17 protein-coding genes and 1 tRNA gene are annotated in these 22,216 nt (G+C 54.7%); 6 read left to right on the forward strand and 12 right to left on the reverse strand.

Annotation, left to right across the window (positions count from 1 at the left end):
- Positions 1-84: 84 nt before the first annotated feature.
- The gene (locus RB_RS13980; protein WP_164922014.1) at positions 85-573 is read right to left on the reverse strand and encodes a hypothetical protein; all 489 of its coding nucleotides are present in this window, start codon (positions 571-573) and stop codon (positions 85-87) included.
- On the reverse strand, positions 570-890 hold the full coding sequence (locus tag RB_RS13985; protein ID WP_164922015.1) for a flagellar biosynthesis anti-sigma factor FlgM: 321 nt from the start codon (positions 888-890) through the stop codon (positions 570-572). Before RB_RS13985 ends, RB_RS13980 begins: the two co-directional genes overlap by 4 nt.
- A gap of 674 nt (positions 891-1,564) precedes the next feature.
- Between RB_RS13985 and RB_RS13995 the strand changes: the two genes are divergently transcribed.
- On the forward strand, positions 1,565-2,362 hold the full coding sequence (locus RB_RS13995) for a sugar phosphate nucleotidyltransferase (RefSeq protein ID WP_011121125.1): 798 nt from the start codon (positions 1,565-1,567) through the stop codon (positions 2,360-2,362).
- Positions 2,355-3,305: a ribose-phosphate diphosphokinase gene (locus RB_RS14000; RefSeq protein WP_007325730.1), complete on the forward strand. Its 951-nt coding sequence runs from the start codon at positions 2,355-2,357 to the stop codon at positions 3,303-3,305. The genes RB_RS13995 and RB_RS14000 overlap by 8 nt, the downstream gene beginning before the upstream one ends.
- Before the next feature lie 22 nt (positions 3,306-3,327).
- Here RB_RS14000 and RB_RS14005 read toward each other — a convergent pair whose 3' ends face one another.
- Together RB_RS14005 and RB_RS14010 are read right to left on the reverse strand one after the other, a co-directional pair.
- Complete coding sequence (locus RB_RS14005; protein ID WP_231845640.1) at positions 3,328-4,818, reverse strand: tyrosine-protein kinase family protein; 1,491 nt, start codon at positions 4,816-4,818, stop codon at positions 3,328-3,330.
- A gap of 16 nt (positions 4,819-4,834) precedes the next feature.
- On the reverse strand, positions 4,835-6,310 hold the full coding sequence (locus tag RB_RS14010) for a hypothetical protein (protein WP_164922867.1): 1,476 nt from the start codon (positions 6,308-6,310) through the stop codon (positions 4,835-4,837).
- Between the two features lie 365 nt (positions 6,311-6,675).
- Here RB_RS14010 and RB_RS14015 point away from each other — a divergent pair, with 365 nt between their 5' ends.
- Positions 6,676-6,867, forward strand: coding sequence for a hypothetical protein (locus tag RB_RS14015; protein WP_164922016.1), 192 nt, complete (start codon positions 6,676-6,678; stop codon positions 6,865-6,867).
- Between the two features lie 111 nt (positions 6,868-6,978).
- Here RB_RS14015 and RB_RS14020 read toward each other — a convergent pair whose 3' ends face one another.
- From RB_RS14020 to RB_RS14035, 4 genes are all read right to left on the reverse strand, one after another.
- Entirely contained in the window at positions 6,979-8,208 is a 1,230-nt protein-coding gene (locus tag RB_RS14020) for a DUF1559 domain-containing protein (protein ID WP_164922868.1), read from the reverse strand.
- A 383-nt stretch (positions 8,209-8,591) separates the two neighbouring features.
- Positions 8,592-9,824, reverse strand: coding sequence for a DUF1559 domain-containing protein (locus tag RB_RS14025; RefSeq protein WP_011121132.1), 1,233 nt, complete (start codon positions 9,822-9,824; stop codon positions 8,592-8,594).
- A 381-nt stretch (positions 9,825-10,205) separates the two neighbouring features.
- Entirely contained in the window at positions 10,206-11,231 is a 1,026-nt protein-coding gene (locus RB_RS14030; RefSeq protein WP_011121134.1) for a Gfo/Idh/MocA family protein, read from the reverse strand.
- Between the two features lie 66 nt (positions 11,232-11,297).
- A complete protein-coding gene (locus tag RB_RS14035) occupies positions 11,298-12,677 on the reverse strand; it encodes a Gfo/Idh/MocA family protein (protein WP_011121135.1) in 1,380 nt (459 codons plus the stop codon).
- Between the two features lie 435 nt (positions 12,678-13,112).
- On the opposite strand from RB_RS14035, the gene RB_RS14040 reads away from it, so the two are divergent.
- The gene (locus tag RB_RS14040) at positions 13,113-13,877 is read left to right on the forward strand and encodes a DUF998 domain-containing protein (protein ID WP_164922017.1); all 765 of its coding nucleotides are present in this window, start codon (positions 13,113-13,115) and stop codon (positions 13,875-13,877) included.
- Between the two features lie 16 nt (positions 13,878-13,893).
- Here RB_RS14040 and RB_RS14045 read toward each other — a convergent pair whose 3' ends face one another.
- The 3 genes from RB_RS14045 to RB_RS14055 all read right to left on the reverse strand — a co-directional run bounded on the left by RB_RS14045 (position 13,894) and on the right by RB_RS14055 (position 18,618).
- On the reverse strand, positions 13,894-15,348 hold the full coding sequence (locus tag RB_RS14045; RefSeq protein ID WP_164922018.1) for an SHD1 domain-containing protein: 1,455 nt from the start codon (positions 15,346-15,348) through the stop codon (positions 13,894-13,896).
- Between the two features lie 2 nt (positions 15,349-15,350).
- Positions 15,351-16,880 carry a DUF1570 domain-containing protein gene (locus tag RB_RS14050; RefSeq protein WP_011121139.1) on the reverse strand — a complete coding sequence of 510 codons (1,530 nt, stop codon included), beginning with the start codon at positions 16,878-16,880 and terminating at the stop codon, positions 15,351-15,353.
- 325 nt (positions 16,881-17,205) lie between these two features.
- Positions 17,206-18,618 (reverse strand): arylsulfatase, encoded by a 1,413-nt coding sequence (locus RB_RS14055; RefSeq protein WP_231845642.1) that lies wholly within the window; start codon positions 18,616-18,618, stop codon positions 17,206-17,208.
- Positions 18,619-18,894: 276 nt separating this feature from the next.
- Here RB_RS14055 and RB_RS14060 point away from each other — a divergent pair, with 276 nt between their 5' ends.
- Positions 18,895-20,073 (forward strand): SGNH/GDSL hydrolase family protein, encoded by a 1,179-nt coding sequence (locus RB_RS14060; RefSeq protein ID WP_011121142.1) that lies wholly within the window; start codon positions 18,895-18,897, stop codon positions 20,071-20,073.
- 182 nt (positions 20,074-20,255) lie between these two features.
- Here RB_RS14060 and RB_RS14065 read toward each other — a convergent pair.
- A tRNA-Met gene (locus RB_RS14065) sits at positions 20,256-20,329 on the reverse strand.
- A gap of 288 nt (positions 20,330-20,617) precedes the next feature.
- On the opposite strand from RB_RS14065, the gene RB_RS14070 reads away from it, so the two are divergent.
- Positions 20,618-22,216, forward strand: coding sequence for an ABC transporter permease (locus RB_RS14070; protein ID WP_011121144.1), 1,599 nt, complete (start codon positions 20,618-20,620; stop codon positions 22,214-22,216).

A 22,216-nucleotide genomic window follows, 5' to 3' on the forward strand; every position in this document is an offset into this window, starting at 1 on the left:
TGGCGGACAGTGCATGGCAGACAGTGCATGACAGACAGTGCACGCTTGAGAATCGATTGCGAATTTGATCTCGCATCAGATCGATCAGCCGGGATTCTGCCCGTCTTGATAAGCACGCAAACGATCGATCAAAGAAAGCAATCGATTCGCGGCGGTTGGCAGGGCAACTTCACCGAGTTCTGTGAGTGCGGCGGACGGGCCCCGAGTCTTCTCGCAAACTTGCTGCATTTCGATTGCGATGCGACGAGCCAATCGTTCTTTTTCTTGGCACAATCGCAAGCGAGTCTTCCAACGAGCCACGTTCTTGGCTTCTTCGGTGGCTGGAACACGATCGCCTGGACGCACCGTCGAACGTTTTCGGCTCAGCTGATCTTGCGCGGAGGTCAGCTCGAGCTCGGCGACTCGGGTTTGATCTCGCCAGTAGGTCACTTGATTGACCGAGAAGTGTTCATCCACACGATTCAATGTCGCGTGGATCGATTGGCTGGACAGACACATGCGGTCTGCCAAACGCTCGACGGCCTGGCGAAGGGCATCGAGCGAATCGAGATCTCGAACGTCGCTTTGGGTCACGCCAGTTTATCGAGGAAGCGGTCAAGTGCCGCGTCCATCTTCTCCGGAGTATCGTAACTTCCATCGGCAATTTGACGACGGATATCAGCAACGCGATCGATTCGGATTTCACCACCACCGGCGATGGGTGATGCGGAATCCAAACGATTCGCAGAAGTCGCGGCGCTGGACAAATCGAGTTGGTCCTCGGGCGCGGCAGAGGTTCTTGTTGTGGCAGCGTCCGGCTTCAGACGGTTCGCGCCGGCATTGGCAGCTGGCTTGGAAACCGACGAGGCGGCTTGGCTCGTGGAAAGTCGAAATGGACCGTAAATTTGCATCTTGACGCGTGCTCCCGGGCGGAAAGCGGAATTGACAACCGGATGACATACCGGACCTTCGTGGCCCATTTGGCATGTCGATCGATCGACAAAAGTTTGAAAAGGATTGTGGGTGCGACAACCGATCCGTCATGGGAGTGCGCTCGGGGCGCATCCAATCAGGGAACTCTCGACTCGGTTATCAGCGTTGCAATCCTTGTCCCAGGAATCAATCCGTCAGAATCGGTGGAGACTTCGCAAGCGCAGTTTCGAGAACACGTCTGATATCGGCCTGAATCGCCGATGGCCTGCAGTCTCATTTGAATTCTGAGCAAAAGTTCTGGGCAAAATTCTGTTCCGTCACACTATCAATCGCGTGAAACCGCCGGCAAGGTCAACGCAGCCAAAAAAATTGGCTTTTGCAAACGAATTGATTCAAGCCTCACGAGTTGCCATCCGTGACCGGTTTCTCGACTCCCAAAACACCTGACCGGATCTTTACCGTCCCGTGACAGTTGGGTGTGAAACGATCGGGTTTCACATCCCGCCGCCGGAGTTTTCCACTCACGCTCCGGGGGATGGGCAGTTTGGTCCAGCTACCGGCTTGCCCGAAAGGTACTGGCAAGGGACGATGTTGATCCTCCTCGTTTTCCATTCGCAATCCTCATCGCCGCAACGGTAATCTCGGATCCCCGATGACTACGAATTCAGAGTCCTCCGCTCCCCCGACGGCGAACTCCACCGCCAATGTATGCCTGGTCGTCCTCGCCGCCGGCAAGGGAACTCGCATGAACAGCGAACTTCCCAAGGTCCTGTGCCCTGTAGTCGATCGGCCCATGATTCACTTTGTCCTGGACGCCGCCGACAAAGCTGGCATTCAGAAAAAAATCGCGGTGGTGGGCTACGAAGCGGATCTGGTGCGAAAAGAGCTCCAAACCCGCGGCGATGATTCGCTGACCTTTGCCGAGCAAACCGAGCAGCTAGGAACGGGGCATGCCGTTCAAAGGTGTCGCGACCAGCTGGCCGGCCACGAAGGCCTCACTCTCGTCATCGCTGGTGACTCCCCGCTGATTCAACCATCCAGCCTGATCAAGCTGATCGAGCATTTCCAAGCCACCCGTCCGGCGTTGCTGCTTGGTACTTTGACCAAAGACGATCCGACGGGCCTGGGCCGAATCGTGCGAAACGAAAGCGGCCAATTCACCGGCATCGTGGAACACAAAGATGCCACCGACGAACAACGCGAAATTCGCGAAGTGAACATGAGCACGTATCTGTTCAACAACGAGGACTTGCTCGAATCGCTTTCGAAACTGAGCAACGACAACGCCCAAGGCGAATACTACCTGACGGATTGTGCACGTCTGCTTCACGAAGCCGGACGCCCCGTCGAAGCCTTGCCCGTTTTGCAGGATTGCGAATCGCTTTCCATCAACAACCCCGAGGAACTCCAAGTGGTCGACCAAACAATGCGAGCGATGGGTTATGCGTGAACTGAAAATCTTCAGTGGCCGAGCAAACCACGATCTCGCTGAAAAACTGTGTCGCCACCTGCACCTGAAACCCGCTCGCATCACGCTGGGCCAATTTCCGGACGGCGAAAACTACTGCAAACTGGATGAAGATGTTCGCGGTCGCGATGTTTTCCTCGTGCAGCCCACTTGTCCACCCGTCAACGACAACTTGATTGAGTTGTTGACGATGATCGATTGCTGCAAACGTGCCAGTGCCGAGCGGATCACCGCCGTGATTCCTTACTTTGGCTACGCCAGACAAGATCGCAAAGATGAAGGTCGCGTGCCGATCACTGCGAAGTTGGTTGCGAACCTCATCACACGAGCCGGTGCCGATCGCGTCCTCACAATGGATCTGCACGCCGCACAGATTCAAGGTTTCTTTGACGTTCCCGTCGATCACCTGTACGCCGCTCCGGTTATCAACGATCACTTTGTCAGTCGCCGATTCGCTGGCGATGAGGTTGTCGTTGTCAGTCCCGACGAAGGCAGTATCAAGCGAGCGCTCGGTCACACCAAACGACTCGGTGGCAATTTGGCCATCGTCGACAAACGTCGCACCAACGCCTTGGAAGTCCGCCAAAACACGATCATCGGCGGCCCTGTCGAAGGCAAAGTGGCTCTCATGTTTGACGACATGATCAGCACGGCCGGATCGATCTGCGGTGCGGCTCGTTTGGTTCACGAAGCGGGTGCGAAAGAGATTCACATCGCTTGCACCCACGGGGTTCTTTGCGGTCCAGCCATCGAAAGACTGCGTGAAGCCCCAATTGATTCGATCACCGTCACGGATACGATTCCTGTGACGGGTGAGAAATTGTTGCCAAACCTAGTCCAGCTTTCTGTGGCACCGTTGTTGGCCGAAGCCATCAAACGAATTCACCACGACCAATCCATCAGCGAACTATTTCGAGAACGCTGACACTCAACTTCGCGTACCTGACTTATTCGGAGTCTTGGCAAAAGTTTTCGACGATGCCAATTCCGGTCAGTCCGTTTCGACGAAGCTCATTGACGAGTGTTTCGATTTCCGAAACATCCGTCCGACTTGCGTCACGTACGACCAACGCCGAATCACACAGACTCGCGGTCGCCAACGCGGACGTGCCGCAGTCGATGATCACCAGATCGAATGACTGTTTGAGTCGCTCGACGACCTGTTCTAACTCGCTCGAAGCGGGCGACAATTCGTCCGCTCCCGGCAGCAGAGGGATCAAAGTCAACGCGTCAGACTCGGACGCCACGGCAATTTCTTCAACGGGAATGCCGTCGCGAATGGCATCGATCCAGTCGTGATCCAACTCCAGTGCGAAGTCGTCGACCAGAGTAGGACCGTTGCTGTCGGCATCGACCAAAGCAACCTTCATTCCCGTGTAGGCGACACTCAATGCGATGCCCATCGCAACGGTCGAGCGACCTTCACCGGGCAGAACACTGGTCACTGCGATCGACCCTAGTCCATCGAGCTGTGCGTCGACGATGTGCTGCCCGAGTTGATCGGCCAGCGACCCACACAAAAACAATTCGGAAACCGTATCCGGAACATCCAATTCGTTCACTTGCCAGGCAGCGACAAACGGTCGCTTGGCAACTTGCACCGGTTCTTTGATTGGTGCGGAAATTGTTTCAATTGCGGCCAACGGTTCTGGCTGGATCAACGGTGTGGGCTCTGCCACGGTCGCAGTCTGCTGCCGCATTGATTCGGCAAGATAGCGTTCCGCTTCGCTCATCGTCTGAGCCGCGCGAGCCGCAACGTCGGGTGTCGATTGTGGCTTGGGCACTTCTGCCGGAACATGGCTCGGGGCCGCCTTGTGGGCAACTGGCTGCGATGCAACCGATTCGATTGTGTTGGTGTCCGACACCGGTGCAACTGGAATCTTTGCAACGCCAGAGACAATCAATGGTTCGCCAATTCGTCGAGCCGTTTCTTCGGCGTTCACCGGTCGATCGATCCGCAATCGAGTCGACTGATCAGCGGTCTCCATCCAGATCGATGATGATTCGGCCACGGATGCATCCAACTGCATTCCGGTCACATCATCGCGACGATCACCCACCATTGGTTTCAACCGGTCAGATGGCTGGCTGATTGGCGAAGGTGATTTTTGGAGCGAGTGAGCCTTTGGTGCAGGAACAACTGGGTCGCTTACCGGAGCAGGTTGATCCGATGGCGTTCCGGCGACGGCGCCTTCCGTTTCTCGTTGGCGACGCATCGAAGCGGCACGATCAAGTCGCAACACGGCTTCGTCCAAGCGGCGAGTGACACGTTCGGATCGCTCCAGACCAGTCAACGAATCTTGATTGGCGGTGTCATTCGTTCGCGGCAACTCGGAGACGGATTCAATGGAATCGACCGCCTGCATCTGAGCCACCGTCTTGGAAACGTAGCGACGATTCCGAGCATGCGATTGAATGAAGTTATTGGGTTGAGTCATCACGTTTCCCTGTCACTCAGCGGCGCAGATTAAAATCGGGATAGAAAGGCGGTGCGGCAACTCGGGCCTCGGGTTGGTCACTCGTCGCCGGGGCTTGGGTTCCGACCGAACCCTCCGGTCCATCGCCTGGCAATGCAAACCGGAAGTCGGGAGTGCTTGGTGATTGAGTTGCAGGAAATTCGTTTGCTCCCGCTACCTGTTCGGCGACGGTCGCTGCCGGCGAACCAGTGGCAGTCGGTCCGGCAGACGCGGCGTTTGACGCTTGCTCACCCATTTCCGATGGCATTGGTGGCAAGTAGTCCATCCAGTTTGAAATGGGGCCTGGCGTTCCGGACTGCAGTGGAACGGGAACCGCATCTGGCGTCTCTTCAACCGACGTCGTGTCCGTTGGTGGCACATCATTCATCAATGCGTCACTACCGAACGAGGTGTCTTGATCGGCGGTTGTGTCGAATTCTTCCTCGGTGATTTCTGATGGCGAACCGGCAGCGTAGTTCGCCGCCAAGGCATCAAGTGTCATGCCTGCATTGGTGGGCGACGACACGGCTACCGCTGACGATTCCTGATGGAATGGCACCGAATCAAATGGAGCATCTGCACCGACGCCGTGTTGCATCGTCGATGATGCCAATTGCGACTGAACCAAGCTGGTTCCACCCGGAACCACTCCCATGGCCTTGGTCGCCGATGGTTGGCCCAAAGTTGTTTTGTTAACAGAGTGCTTCGGAGTGCTAGACGAGGCGGCGGCCACAGACGGACCGGGCGTGACTTGACCGACGTTCGGTTTTGGATTGCCGATCTTGCCAACTGCGACGCTGTCTGTCGCTTTGCGATCGCCTAAGTGCTTCTTTGGTCGCGTGTTCGCTTTGTCGCTGGCGATTGAACTGATTGGAGATAGATCGTCCTTCTTCGCTGCCGAACGATCGGCCTCGGGCTCCTTCGCTATCAACGCTTCTGAATTTTGTTGTGCGTTCGGATTTCGTCGCGGCGCGAACACCGCCCAGCACGCCAGAACAGCAAGCAAAACCAGCAATGTGTTCCGTGAACCAACAACCGCCAACGCTCGGTTGCTAAACGTCTCCGAGCTTTCTTTCCACGACGGCTTGGATGCCACTTCGGTTGACTTTGAATCGACCAATACCGTTGCGGTGGTGGCGGGCGACGACACAACAGGCTGCACCGACGGCGCATTCTGAGTCGTTGCATTCCGAGTTGTGTTTTCACGAAGCGCTGGAGCAGCAACTGCCGCTGACGCGTCCGGTGAACTCACCAAGTTCTGAGGCGGCACCAAATTGGGCAAACGCGTGACGCTGGCAGGAGCGTCCAAGTTGGTGGGGACTTCCGTTGCGGCATCGAGCATGTCTTGCATTGACAGCCCCGCATCGCTTCCTGGTTCTTCCGGAGGCACTGTTTCTTCGACATAGGCCTCTTCCGGACCTGTCGGCGGACAAAGGTCGGGCAGTCGAAGCAACGTTGGCGCCATTTCATCCATCTCCGTGCGAGACGGATTGGAGCGACGGCTTGGATTGGTATTTTTGGACGCGGTTGTCATGCGTACTTCTCTCGTTTTGGAACGTGAGTGGTCTACGGAAACATCCTCCACGTACAGGACTCTCCAGGCGCAACATCTCCCCTCCACGGATCGACATCACACAGAAACGATCTTGAGGGAAATCCGGAATAGCGAAACTTTGCGGGCGACTACAAGACGGATCAAGCAAACAACAACCGCCGAACCAGTTTCACGCGATTCGTTTCATTAGTGCCACTCCAACGAGTCGGGACAATTCTCAGTTTGCTTGGACTCTGTTAAACTAGAAGTTGTCGAACTTCCCACTCACCTTTCGGTACAAATCGATGAAACAAGTTTTCCAAGGCGTTTGCTTCGCCTCTTTGTTCGCCTTCGGCTCCTGTGCATTGCCAGGTTGCGGATCCGATGAACCAGCATCCGTCGTGGACTCAACGGACCTTGATGCGATCGCAGATTACGAACGAATGATCGCCGAAGAAGAGAAAGCAGCTCAAGAAGGAATGGAAGCCGCAGAGTAGTTCGCAGATCAGATAAGCCGAAATAAAAAAGAACGCCACGTTGGAAACAACGTGGCGTTCTTTTTGAAAAAGCGATCGCTGCCAGGATAAGCATCCTGCAGGCATGTCGAATCAGAACTCGCCGTCAATCACTTCACGAGCTCCTCGCGATCCCAGTGCCCCCCACAAGCCATAAGGGCTTTGTGCTCCGGGCTGGTTCATATTGGCATCGTTCCCGTTTCGCCAGACCACCGGGTTGTTCTGATTGCCAGCTTCGATCGATGAAGTGATGAATTTCACAGCACCATCGCCCATCAATACGTGCGCTCCGCCTTGGTGACGACTAGAAACCGTCATGATGGACGGCCCATTCGAATCGTGTGGAATACAGGTGGGGCTGTTGGGAGGCAGAATCGTGTGAATTTGCGATTGCGCGTTTTGGCAATCAGCCCAGCGGAAACCGCGTCCTTTGCTGACGCCCTCGAGACCTCCAGCTGTCCAAAATTGTGGCCGTTGAGAGTCGATCATCGTACCGTTTTCGATACATAGCCGAGGATTTTGGCGGATCTCGGTCTGTGCCGGCTGTCCATTGGGGTGACGTTTGGCACGAGTTCGATTGTCAAAATCACCGAGGTCAGTTGCAATTTCTCCCATCGCGATGGTGTTGGACAATCCATCCAAAACGTCGCGGAATTTCACCTGCTTGTGTTTTACGAAGAAACCTCGGTTGGCCGCGCGAGAATGCTGTGCGTAATTGTTTGCCTGACCAGCATTGGCTGGCCTTAGGTCGCCGTGCATCGTCCACCAGAAAGAGTCCCCCATCGACATCGCATAGTTAGTCCGGCCCAAGCTTGGTAGCCCTTTGCCCGGGTCGCTGGGACAACGCAGTGTAGGAAGCTCCGTCGTCCATGGCTTGTATTGGATGTTCTGGGGAGTTGGGCCCATCGCTGGCCATGGATTTGTTGGTGTACCAATCCCAGCCCCGGTGTTGCCATCAGTCCGCTCCGAGTTCGGATTGGTGATTTGCTCCCAAAGCCCTTGCTGCTCCATAAACGGAGTCATCCCTACGAGGGCACTCAGTCGCCAGTAGTTGTGGTTGTTGTAACTAGTCCACCAATTGTGGCCACCATTTCCCACGTCGGTCCCCACACCCTGCATCGGTGCCCCGTTGTAGGCACTGTGGTAGTTGTGAATGGCAAGACCAAGCTGCTTGAAATTGTTGCTGCAGCTCATTCGGCGAGCTGCCTCACGAGCTGCCTGCACGGCGGGCAAAAGCAGTCCGACTAACACGCCAATGATTGCGATGACAACCAAAAGCTCGACCAAAGTAAAACCACGCTGAGAGCGTCCCCTTGTGACCATCTGTTCATTCCTTGGAAAGAAGTGCGGATAACGATCTGGCAAAGCAGAATCCCACATAGACATTCCAAAACCCGAACTTCTACCACGCTCAAATAACGCATTCGCCACCCGTGCACCAACGCAACGGACGCCGAGACGCCTTAAACACCGCAAATCACCTTGCAAAACGAGAACGCAGGCCTGCTCCAACGCCGCAAAAAAACTCAAACCCTTAGAGATTTTTCATCTTAAAACTTGGGATTGGCCGAACCGTTCTCGGAAAACATTCGGTTGGTCATCGTTTAGCGACGCAGATATCTCATTCGCCCCCGCACAAATGAAGAACGCCACGTTGATCGACAACGTGGCGTTCGCGGTGTTTCAGCAGCGGAAAACGATCGTTCTTAGAATTCCCCGTCGATCACTTCACGTGACGCACGAGATCCCAAAGAGCCCCACAATCCGTAGGGGCTCTTCGAGCCCGCTTGATTGAGGTTGACCGCGTTGCCACCCAAGTGGACGACCGGATTGTTCTGGTTGCCAGCTTCAATCGACGAGGTGATGAATTTCACAGCACCATCGCCCATCAAAACGTGCACCCCGCCTTGGTGACGGCTAGCACTGCTCATGATCGCATTGCCGTTCGAATCGTGCGCGACGCACATCGGTGCGTTTGGTGGCAAAATAGTGTGAACATTCGATTGGGCGTTTTGGGAATCGGCCCAGCGAAAACCGCGGCCCTTGGTCACACCTTCCAAACCACTGTTGACCCAAAATTGCGGACGAGTTGGATCGATCATCGGCGAGCTGTCTTCGATGCAAAGCTTTGGATTGTCTCGCATCAATGCTTGAGCACCTTGACCGCCGGAATGCGTTTTCCCGCGCGTCCGATTGTCACCGTCACCCAAGTCCGTCGCAATTTCAGCCATCGCGATTGTGTTGGACAAACCATCCAAGACGTCGCGAAATTTTGTTTGCGAGTGCATCACGAAGAAACCACGATTGGCGGCACGTGAATTCTGTGCGTAGTTGCTCGCCTCACCTGGATTCGCCGGACGCAACTTTCCGTTCATCGTCCACCAGAACGAATCGCCCATCGACATGGCATAGTTCGTACGACCAAGGCTTGGCAAACCTTCACCTGGATCGCTCGGGCAACGCAACATCGGGAGTTCCGTCGCCCAAGGTTTGTATTGAATGTTGTCGGGGGCAGGTCCCATCGGCGGCCAAGGATTGGTTGGAACGCCAATGCCCGCACCGGTATTTCCATCGGTGCGTTCTGAATTGGGGTTCGAGATCTGTTCCCACAACGCTTGTTGCTCCATGAAAGGAGTCATCCCAACCAAAGCGTTCAGTCGCCAGTAGTTGTGGGTCGTGTAGCTGGTCCACCAGTTGTGAGAGCCGTCGCCGACATCCGTTCCAACTCCGTGGATTGGGGCACCGTTGTATGCACTGTGGTAGTTGTGCATCGCCAGTCCGAGCTGCTTGAAGTTGTTGCTGCAACTCATTCGTCGCGCAGCCTCGCGAGCGGCTTGCACGGCGGGCAGAAGCAGCCCAACCAGCACGCCAATGATCGCAATCACGACGAGCAGCTCCACCAAAGTGAACGCTCGACGAGATACGTTTTTACTTAACATGAGAACTTTCCTGGGTTTGAATATTTAGCACTTGAAATACTTTTGATCTGGCGTGCCAATCGACGCCGACATCGCATGCGATTTTTTCGCATACTGTATGTTCAAGAGAACACCACTATTGAACGCTGGCGTTCCAGAATTGGCCAAAAACCCCCGAAAGACGGAAGCACACCCGTCTGCAGAGACAGGCGTAGCAACGGTTCCGCCTTGCAAACCCAGTAAAAAACCACGAACTTTTATTCGCGAAAAACGGCCCCCAACCGATGGGACACGGTGACCCCGCTTCGAACTGATGACCGCCTCGGCTTCGAACTAAGAATAACAGTCACCATTGCAGTGCCCAGCTAAGATTCATCTTCTCGTATTACGATGAACCTCATCTCACTTCAAAAGCGAGGCGTTCAGCTCGTTCGCTTGCGTTTCAGCCTTCTTCATGACGGCTGCAATTTCCACCGGAACTCCGCCTTGCTGCTTGCTTTCGTAAGCCGCTTGCATGAACGCGTACAACTCGATTGTTTCAGCGGAATCGACCGGTGACTTTCCTGTACGAAAGAATTGCGCGATCTCAACGAGCAACGGACGGTAGCCGTCGTATTTGCCAATTTCCGAAATCGTTTTCTCTCCATAAACCATTCCGCCGTAGCCTGAACTGCCGGCCCGGATTCCTCGGAACGTTCCAATCCGGCCGTCGTCCCAACGACCAACGGCTAACTCGAAATCATCGGTTGAGGTGTGAGAAACCGTTTTGCAACCAACGCCCATGCACGTGTAAAGCGTTTCGACGCCGTGGATCCCGTACCAATACAAATCCACGTGTGACGGTTCGATCTTGCAAGGACTATGAGCGCTGCAACCAAGGACTCGCCCCACCGAACCAGACCGAATGGCCTGCGCACCGTTGCTGTACCGCAAGGATGAGCTCGAAAAAACCGGCACGTTGTAGTGCTTCGCCGCATCGAAGATGGCGATCGTTTCAGCCAAGTTCGATCCAACAGGCTTGTCGATGAAAACGGTTTTCCCAGCCGCGAAAACTTTCAGTGCCTGTTCGTGATGAATTGTTCCATCGTTGGTTTCCAACAAGACACAGTCGACTTTGGACAGCAACTCGCTGATGGAATCAACGATCTCGATTCCCATTGATTTCAGTTGTTCGGTGTAACCTGGAATTCGACTGCTACTGGATTCAATCGTTTTGCTTCCGTACGGGTAAGCCGCAACGACACGGAACCCAGCCAAGGCATCATCGTCCGAATGCTCGGCATTGAACTCTTTCGCAAACGCCGGCGTGTGAGACGTATCCAAACCGATGATGCCGATCCGAACGGGCTCGTCGCCACGAGCGTTGTTGACCGACGACAGCACGCTAGCGCACAAAAACATCACCACACCCACCAAACCAAATCGCATGGAACCACTTTCAAAACAAAGACGAAGAACAAGATGAACGAACCAAGCTGGACCTACAGAGAAGGCTCAGACCACCGGCTTCCAACCCGATTGATACTCGCGACCCCAATACGCAAGCGCTTCGGGGTTCCCGACGGGTTTGCCAGTGATGGAATCAATTTCCAGTTCCGATGAGCTGCGATAGGCCATGTTTCCCAAGTGACACAGCAGCGTGCTCAGATGCGCTTCCTGAATGTCCGCGTTGGGTCGGCGACCGGTGCGGATGGCGTCCAAGAAATCAGCCAAATGACTGGTGTCGCCGCCCTCATCGTTGACGGTCTCGATTTCCTTGTTGCGATCATCAAAACGAGTGAAGCCATTTCCTCGGACGATGATCGAACCTTCGCTACCGTGGAAGCTGACACCTACCGCCGCATCGTGTGGCCCCAAAGGAGACCAACTCAAACCTTCCCAGGTCGCGGTTTTTCCCTCGGGGAAATCGTACGTCACCATCATCGTGTCGGGCGTTTCTTGATCGTCGTCATGACGGTACTTGCCGCCACCGGAACGAACTCGACTGGGCGTTGTGACCTGCAATCCCCACCGAGCCAAATCCAGCACGTGAATACCGTTGTTCCCCAATTCGCCGTTGCCCCAATGCCAACGCCAATGCCAGTTGTAATGAACCACGTTGTCCACGTACTCGCGTCGCGGTGCGGGACCTTGCCATAGATCCCAGTTCAACCAATCCGGTACGGATGCTGTTTTGCCATGGCCGATCGATGGACGCCGGTTGTTGTACCAACTGCGTGAATAAGAAACGTCACCGATGCCGCCCGAATGCACCAATTCGATCGCGCGGATGACTGCCGGCCAACTACGACGTTGCGACCCCATTTGCACGACTCGGTTGTGCTTCCGTGCTGCTTCGACCGCCAAGACACCTTCCTCTGCGGTCTGACTGCATGGTTTTTCAACGTACACATGCTTCCCGGCGGCACATCCCAAAATCGTCGCCGGTGCGTGCCAATGGTTTGGAGCTGCCACAACAAGAGCGTCCACGTTCTCTTCTTCCAACAACTTTCGAACATCAACAAACGTTTTGGGTCGATGGCCTTGAGTATCGGCTACGGAGTTTGCCACTTTGTCCGACGCTCGCGAATCCACATCGCAAATCGCGACCACGTCCGAACCGGGATCTTTGATGAATCCTTTCGCCAAAGCCGCTCCGCGATTGTTGACTCCCATGATCCCGACTCGAATGACTTCGTTGGGGGACTTTTTCGGAGCCGTTTCTGCGAACACGGTTCGAGCGGTAACAGTCGCACCCAATGCTGCCCCCGCTTTCAAAAATAACCGACGATCTCGCGTCCGATTCTTCGGATGCATGGACGCGGAAGACTGCACACCAGAATGCTGAGGACGCATGGTCACGGCGAAATCCTTTGGCTGGATCGAACGCGTCAACCAACATTCGTCACATTGTTTTTGCCTCCACGCTATGAAGCGTGCAGGACCAAGCGTGCGACGACTGCGATTGGCAAATGGTCTTCGAAGCTTCGACTGAGATCATCTCCATTCTTGCAGCCGCCACCGCAGTAGACGGTGAACCAACAGCCTGCATCATTGGCGGAGATGTCTAGAGCGTCGAAGACCAATCGATCGATGGGAGGGAATGGAGGTGGGACAACTGAGCTTGCTTCTCGGCCAACTCGACTAGCAACGGCCAGAGATCGACTCAGGGCGAGATGCTTCGCTGATGCTCATTGTAAGCAGATTCGCCGGTGGATTGGGCTTCCCACTTTGTCTCCCGCCCATTGTGGATCCGGCTGGACCCTGGACACGAACCGAAGATGGAAAGAGATTGACACATACTTTCACCACCTGTCGACCGCCGCAACGGTGCAAGAGACCCTGATGAGCCTTTCTGATTCGACATCACCTCCAAACGATTCGTCCGCCACGATGATGGATCGGCTGGTGTTGTCGTACCTGGATATTCGACGAGCAATTGGGCTCAGCGGTTTGGTGCTGCCACTCGTTTTGGGCCCCGGTGGCATGCTGCTCGGGATCGAAATCCAAGAAAACATGAGCAGCTACTATCACACTCCGTTGCGGGACGTGTTTGTAGGAACGCTTTGCGCAATTGGTATCTTCTTATTCTGCTATCGCGGATACGACCGGATCGAGAACTGGACGGCGAATATTGGTGCGGTCGCGGCGATCGGCATCGCTCTGTTTCCGTTGGACTATGGCAGCGATCCATTGATTCAAAAGTCTTTTGTGGGCTACGTCCATACGTTCAGTGGCGGCGTGTTTTTCACGACGCTCGCGTTTTACTCGCTGTACCACTTTCCTCGCGATTCCAAGCGTGAAGCCGAGTCCCATTTGTTCGAACGCTCGATGGCGTTTCGTGCCAGCGGATTGACGATTCTGTTGATCACCTTCGCCATGGGTGGCTACATGTTGCTTGTCCCTCAGGACTGGAAGGACTGGCTCAATGGCTACAACTTTTTATTCTGGGCCGAATGGATCGCCGTGTGGTCCTTCGCAAGCTCATGGCTCGCCAAAGGTCGAATCATCGTGACCGAAATCGGTGTCGAAGTGCTCGCTTATTCGCGAAAGATGGTGCTACAACACGGCTTGGGAATCAAAAACGATCCGTGATCCACACGATCATTCGTCATTGTGCCTGAACGCCAAACGTCCGAGCGAATTCAACGTCTTCTTCGCTGAGTTTTTCGAGCGGCACCGAGATGGTTTGTCGATTGTCCAGCCTCAACAGCGAAACGTCCGACTTCCCCACCGATTGCAACATCGCTTTGATGGTAAACGTACCGCTGGGGTCCGACCACTCACGCGGGAACTTCGTCGCGGCTTTCCGAATGGAATCCCAACGGCTCAAGATTTGTTCGAATTGAACGTCGTTTTTCCAATCAGAGTCGTCATCGAGTTCCTGCTTTAGCAACCGCTGCAACTTTGAATTCGCCGGCGGAGGTGCGCTGCTGGTTGCGATTCGCGTGAACTGAATTCCTAGAGACCGATCGGGACGGAACACACTGTTCTTGGACCGCGGCTCCCAATACTTTGCCATTTCGGACTGTTGCTTCGAAGTCAGTCGCGGCAAATTGGTGGCGTCAAAAGCCTCCATCGTGGGAAGCAGATCGTGGTCGAACAACATCGCTCGAACCGGATCGAGGCAATGAAACCCAACTCGCAAATCAAACTGGGTTGCTTTGCCGATGTAACTCGCTCCTTCGATCTTGTAGTCGACGCTACCGGCATACGGCATGCCCATTTCAGGCGAGAACTCCCACATCCCAGAACCTGAAAGTGTGAGTTGCTTTCCAGCGGAAACACCACCAGCGATTTCGACTTCTCGATCAAACGCCAATTGGCCTTCTTTCATCGGATCCCGTGGAGTCATCAGCGAGAAGATTGAGATTCTCGACGTCGCAACTTGATCATTGTCCGATGAAACAAAATTCAACTCGCTCTCACTACGAGAACTGAATCCAGACGTCGTTTTGCCATCTTCGGGCAACTGCAGAAAGATCAATCCCGCGATGGCACCGGTGGCAAAGGGGAGTTCGCCTTTGGCCCCCTTGCCTCGAATCTTTCCGGACGTGGTGCACCAGATTTCGCCCCCACAAAATTGAAAGAGCCCTGGATACCGTTCCAACTCGTAAAGCGTTCGACGCTGTTGCTCCATTCGCACCGCTTCTGCCCGCTGGCTGGCGGCCTGATGAAAATGAGCCATCCCTGGATCACCAGGCGGCGACCCAAATGAATGGTTTGGTCCCGCCTCATAAGACTCCCGCGTGCGTCGATGGTAATTCGCCAACGCACCTTTGTTCGCAAGCTTGTTTCCCATGAAGGGAATCGTTTGGTAGGTCCCGGACCATTCCTCGGAATCGGAGCTCTTCACCACGTATCGCAATCGGCATCTTTGCCGCACCATGATTGGATTGCGTTCGCCTTCGGTTCGTTCAACGATTCGGTATTCGATTCCATAGTCAAACGTTTGACCGACGGCGGGCGTGTAAACGACGTCTTGACCGGAAGCCACGTTCAGCATTCCAAGCGTTCCCGCGATCATCCCGATCACGCAGCAATGCCAATTGCCAATCCTCGACATCCTCACAATTCCTCTGCCAATTGTTCCATGTCTGTCCTCAACGTTCGCATGTAACGACGCCACTCCAATTCGAGTGTGACACGGTCGCCAAAGCATTCATTGAACAACTCGACGAGTTCCATTCCCTTCTCCTTCGGGGGCGTGTCCACCGGAATCTTTCGTGACTTGCCATAAAACCGAATCAGTTCATCGAATCGCTCCGTGAACAAGTAGTGCGTCAGGGCCCATGCTTGTCCGTATGCGGGAAGCTGGTCGCCAAGAGCGGTTTCGACGATGAACCCAAGATCCGAAACGATGAACTCCACACTGCCGCGGACGGGATCGCCTTCCAACGCGCGGTAGTAGCTGATCCGATTTTGATCCACCACCCCCACACCACTCCAAACCGCCAACTTCGATGACTCAAAGTACGACGCCAATCCCTCGTGAACCCATCGAATGAAAACGCCATCCCTCGGAAACAAACCCGTGTTGGCGGCAAGTTGGTGAACCGCTTCATGCGAAACCGTAGCAACGTCTTCGCTCTCGTGTTCAATGTCGATCAACAACGAAACCGTGTTAGCGAACCGAATGATGTGAGCAGCGTTCGGACTCCGAGTCCGTTTGGCCTGCTCCTTCATTTCATCCAGTTTGTCCGTCAACTGTTTCAGATACAAAAAGACCTCGGTGGTGCCGGAGTCGTAAAAGAACGAAACGTTTTCCTCGGGAAGGTAAAAGCCCGCAATTTGTTTCAGGCCCATCTCGAGACGTCGTTCCATCAAGAGAAAATCTTTGTGCTCTGAAAACAGAACGGCGTTGAGCGGTTCGTTTGGCGGCCGTAGGTAAAACCCACGAAGTGCGAACGTTAAGAAGTAAGACTCGTAGACCTTCTCCAACAACTCCAGACGCATTTCCGCGCGAGTCATCTTGGTCACCGCGTCTTTTTCACTTTGCGGGTCGTGGAACAATGCGAAATGCTTGCTCCGCGACATCTCCATTCGACTTCCACCGATCAGATCTCGAACATGAGCCTCGCTGGCAGAATTGTTTGGAACCGGACGATTGATGTGGACCATCAACGACGCCAACTTTTTAATTTTTTCGTCCGTCGGATCCAACTTCCATGCGTCGCTGAGCAAAGACTTGCACTCCTTCAACATTCCGTGCTGAAGTGCCCACTGAGCCAATTTGATGTAGTTCTCAACCGTCTTCTCGCTGAGGATTTTCCCCGACTTGCGTTTGAAGATCGTTTGACGCGTCGGCGTTTGGATCACTTGCAGATCCCGAGCGTTGAAATACAGCGACCCTCGCGGATGGCGAAAGGTGACCGTCCCGCCAGGGTTGTAGTTCGTCTCGCCTTCCAGCAACAAACCCGCATCCGTTCCCGGAATCTGATAAATCGCGTAGTCCGCTTGGGCATTTCGAGACAAGCCAAGGCTCGTGGTGAGCCCGCTCACCATTAACCAAGCAAGCAAACTCATCAGCGGTTGCGACCATCGTTTTCGCCCCGATGATCCACCCGGCATTTGATATTCAATCGGATTGCCCGCCATTCCTGTCCCCATCGCCACGAATCATTCGTTGACCACCCGGCACCAATCGCCCCGCTCAGGCAGAGCGGTCCGCGAGGTGTGGTCGCCATCCCCTATTGAAGGAGCAATTGTAACTCGTCGTCGCACAGATTGTGCTGACAGCCGCAAAGGGAATCCACGCAATTGGCGGTTTGTCCTCGCCAAAGACCGTATAACTTCACACGCGATGCTTTACGGATGAACAGTGGAGCACGCCGCAAACATCAGAATGCCGACACAACCGATACGATGCCGCATCGGTTGATCGCTAATTCAAGCAAACAAGTTGCAGTGGCCAGCGAAGAGTTCATTGAACATCTCGCGGTATCTTCACAGGACGTATCCGGTCTGTTTCGACGCTTGCCGACCATCGGTCCAGCTCGCGACTCATCCTCTCAGCAATGTCGGGATATTGCTTCGACACATCCCGTGATTCCGTCGGATCGTTTTGTAAATCAAACAAAACACTCGGCTCGGTGGAGTCTTTCAATTTGGCACCTCGCGTCACGTAGGGTCGAACAAGCTTGTATCGCCCATGCCGGACCGCCGCGTTGTGTGTGTAGTTTGGCGATGCTCGATTCCATTGCCAAAACCGCATCGTCGAATGTGCGATCGATGCGTCTTCCAAAACCGGCACGAAACTTTCGCCATCCAGTCGATTCAGCATGGAAACATCAACTCGACAAAGATCCAGGATCGTCGGCATCAGATCAACAAACGTGACCATCTGATCACGCTGTCCGGGAGCAAGCCGTTTTGACCAGCGAACGAACAAAGGCACTCGGATGCCGCCCTCGTTGACCTGATACTTGGTGCCTCGCAATTCGCGATTGAAGCGTTCGCCGGTCAACGGATCGGGGCCGTTGTCACTCGCGAAGAGGACGATGGTATCTTCGGACAATCCCAAATCATCGATCTCCGCCAACAACTCTCCAATCCCGCGATCCATCACTTCAATCATGGCATAGATAGTCGCAGTGGATTCGTCGAAACCTTGTTCGCGGTACCGAGCGATGACTTCGGGCGGTGCTTCAAGTGGACGATGAGGAGCGTAGTGTGCGAGGTGCAGAAAAAACGGATGCTCGTGGTGCCGACGAACAAACTCGATCGCTCGGCGGTTCAAATCATCGGTCAAATAGCTTTCATCGACGTCGCTGATTTGCCGCTGCTCCGAGAAGGGATACCGAAAGTAGCCAACATCATCCGAACCGAAGAAGCCTTCAAATTCGTCGAAACCGCGATCCAGTGGATGAAAGCCATCGCCTCGACCGGTATGCCACTTTCCAACCAGTCCAGTCGCATAGCCAGCATCTTTCAAGACATCAGCGATCGTTGTTTCGTCACGTCGCAGGCGAGTCATCTCCGGATACCTGTTCATGTTCAGGGTCACCACGCCGGTGCGGTGCGGATACCGTCCAGTCAACAATGCCGCCCGCGCGGGTGCACACACGCATGATCCACTGTAAGCCTGCGAGAACTGAATTGACTCGCTGGCGAACCGATCCAGATTCGGTGTTCTGGTGGGAGAACCATCGCCACCAGCGAGATCGCCCACTGCTAGGTCGTCAGCGAGAATCACGATGACATTGGGACGTCGACTCGTCGCGTCGCTTTCTGACTTTGCGTTCGCATCTCCATCCTGAACTGCTGGCGCTTGGCCATGGCATTCGTTCAGCGATAGCAGGATCAAAATGGCGGCGACAAATGGCGAAAACTTCATTGATGGTTTCTTGATCGTGGTGGGATAAGAGTCCAATCAATGATACAGATTCATTCGAGAAACTGGCGTGGCTCGCTATAACGGACGCATTCGCGGTGCTCCGGCTGCTTCGATGATCCAGAAATGTCAGCCACGCTCCAGAGGCGATGCTGCTCGCGACGTTTACCGAGCAGGGTTCCTACGTTCACGTTTCGCTCAAGCCGGAGTAGCATCATCGTATGGCACCCCGGCACGGAAAGCCTACCAAACCGTTTCCGCAGCATTGCAAAGTGAGTCATGTCCTCGCCAAGCCCTCGTTCAGCCTCCTCACCGTCCAAACCACAACTGTCGGTTCGGAAGAAGATCCTGTTTTCCTTCGTATTTGTTGTGGGAGTGCTTGGAACGATTGAACTCGTGTTGCGTGCGGCGAGGATTGGCGAGCCACCCGCCATCGGTGTGCTTCGATTTGGTTACGACACTGGCATTCCGATTTTCGATGCAGACGGAATTGAACGGGAGGGTGAGTTTTATCAAGACGTTCCTCTGTTCGAAGCGGATCCCAATTTGTTTTGGAAACCAATCGCCGACACACCGTTCACGGGGGCGGACGGTCTACGTCTGCCGGCTCCGTCTCAGAAGTCAAAAGAGGATGGTGCCTACCGAATCGGAGTGATCGGTGACTCATGCAGCTTTCTTGGCGAGAAAGTCTATCCGGCTCGATTCGCAGATCTCTTGCGGCAATCGACCAACCGTGAAATCGAAGTCGCCAACGCCAGCTGCCCTGGCTACACATCTTTTCAGGGCGAACGACGGTTGCAAACGTTGTGGCCGTGGGAACCAGACGTGGTCCTCGTTTATTTCGGATGGAACGATCACTGGAAGTCGCTCAACGGCCAGACCGATCAGGACACGATGCAGCGTCAAATTTTGAGCGATCGCGCACGCACCTGGTTGGGCAAGTCTCGAATCTTCTGGTGCATGTACGCGTTGCGGACAAAGCTTGCACCACTGAAATCAATTCGCGACGCGCCTGTCCGCGTTCCGCTGGACCACTATCGAGAAAATCTTCAAGCGATCCTCGCGAACGTCAAAGAGCGAGATTTGCCGGTGATTTTCATCACCGCACCTTCCGCCTATCGGGAAGGAAAGGTGCCACCCTGGTCGTACGAATTTTTTGGCCAGTTCTATGGGATGAGCTCCGAAGAAGTTGCCAACATCCCGCAAACACATCGTCAGTACAACGACGTCGTACGGCAGATCGCGGAGACCAACTCATCCGCATATTTGGTGGACGTCGCTGCTGCCTGGGGAAAGGCGGAGGACGAGCCCAAAGATCCAGAACGATTCCGGAGTGATCGGATTCACTTGACCGAACAGGGCCACCAAGAAATTGCCGAGCAACTGCTTCAACGATGGAACACTGAAGATCGGGGGAATGCAGAACTTGGGCTGACAGCGGAACTCGAGACGAAATGATGCCACGGATGACTCTCGCTGGTCCTCCTCCGCGAACACCGTTCTCGCGACAGCCAAAAAGAGCGAAGCCAAACCCGAAGCTAGAACGGCAAAACGACCGGAAAAACAGACGCACGAAAAAAGCCAAACCCCAGTTTTCGCAGGGTTTGGCTTGAATCATCTCGGGCTGTCAGGCCCGTTGATAGCGGCAGAGGGACTCGAACCCCCGACACGCGGATTATGATTCCGCTGCTCTAACCAGCTGAGCTATGCCGCCGATCGAAATGTGAATTTCGAGAGGGCGAGAATGTAGGCGAATCCGCCAGGCTTGAAAAGATGGCTTCGGCTCTTCCCAGACGGATTTGACGGCAATTTCAATTTCCGGCGAGGGTATTTGTCCGGCGGTACCCGTGTCGGCATTTCAAACCCTGGACTTGAGTCAACTTCGACAGATTGACGTTGTCGCGGTTTCCCCCAGACCGCTACAAACACCCCTTGGGACGAAGGACCGTACCGATCGCGCGAACCGATCATCCTTTTGATCGCCCCTTGAGAAGGAACTCGGATGTACCGACTGCTGCTCTGTTTTCGCTATTTGCGAACCCGCTACATCGCACTGGCCTCCATCATCAGCGTCACGCTGGGTGTCGCTACGCTGATCGTCGTCAACAGCGTCATGGCTGGGTTCTCCGCGGAAATGCACGAACGCCTCCACGGATTGGCCTCGGACATCGTGATCGAATGCCACGCCTCCGGCGGAATGCCTGATCCTGACGCTCACCTCGACGAGATCAATCGAATCGTTGGCGATCAAATTGCCGGGTCTTCAGTAAGCGTCCATGTCCCCAGCATGCTCGGCATCGATTTCAACGGACAACTGATCACGCATCACGTCAATCTCGTCGGCATTGATGCCGAAACCTATGACAACGTCAGCCATTTCGGCCGCTACCTGTTGCATCCCGAAAACAAAACCGCGGTCAGCTTCGATTTGCGAGAAGACGGCTACGAGGAATCTCGTGAAGGATTCCCTCACTCCGGTTGGGGACACCGTCAAAAACGGGCTCGCGAACAAAAGTACCTCGAGGCCGAACGCAAACGCATCGCTGAACTAAGCCGAGAAGCCGCACGTCTGGCCAGTGGCAAACCCCAAAAAGACTCAACCGAAATGGTCGAGTCCGACGGACCGTCAATCAGCTTTGGTGGCCCCACGATCGGAACGGCACTCCCCGAAGGGCTTCGTGAAGATGGCGCCGGCGATTCGCCCGTGTACTTCGATGCCGAAACCGAGCAATACCCGGGCATCATCTTGGGAATCGCAACCTGCAGCAATAAGTCACGAGACGCTGAAGGCAACGTTCGCGATCATTATTATTGCCGCCCCGGCGACGATGTCCGTTTGATGTTCCCGAATGCCTCTGACAAACCCAAAGTTGTCAACCAAAAGTTCACCGTGGTGGATTTGTACGAGTCGGGCATGAGCGAATATGACAGCACGTTCGCTTTCGTGCGTTTGGATCAACTGCAAGATTTCCGCGGCATGATCGATCCAATCTCTAACACTACCAGCATCACAACCATCCAGTTGAAATTGATCGAAGGAGCGGACTTGAATGCCGTTCGCGATGCACTGCGTCAACGTTTCCCACCGGACACCTACGCCTACAGCATTCAAACTTGGCGGGACATGCAGGGCCCCTTGCTGGCTGCCGTTCGTTTGGAAACAACCATTCTGAACATCCTGTTGTTCCTGATCATCGCGGTTGCAGGCTTCGGTATCTTGGCCACGTTCTTCATGATCGTTGTGGAAAAGACTCGCGACATCGGAACCCTGAAAGCACTCGGTGCCAGTGGCAGCGGCGTGATGAGTATCTTCCTCAGCTACGGTTTGCTGCTGGGAATCGTCGGCAGTGGAGTGGGTTTGATTGGCGGAATCGCCTTTGTCCACAACATCAATGACATCGCCTCGGTGATTGAAAAGATCACCGGCCAAGAGGTCTTTGACCCGACCGTTTACTACTTCACCGAGATCCCCACGATTCTCAATCCATTCACGTTGGCATGGGTGATGGCTGGCGCGATCGCGATCGCAACCACTGCCAGCGTGCTGCCCGCTATACGCGCCGCCCGCATGCATCCAGTCGCCGCCCTCCGCTTCGAGTGA

Source organism: Rhodopirellula baltica SH 1 (genome assembly GCF_000196115.1).
GTDB lineage: Bacteria > Planctomycetota > Planctomycetia > Pirellulales > Pirellulaceae > Rhodopirellula > Rhodopirellula baltica.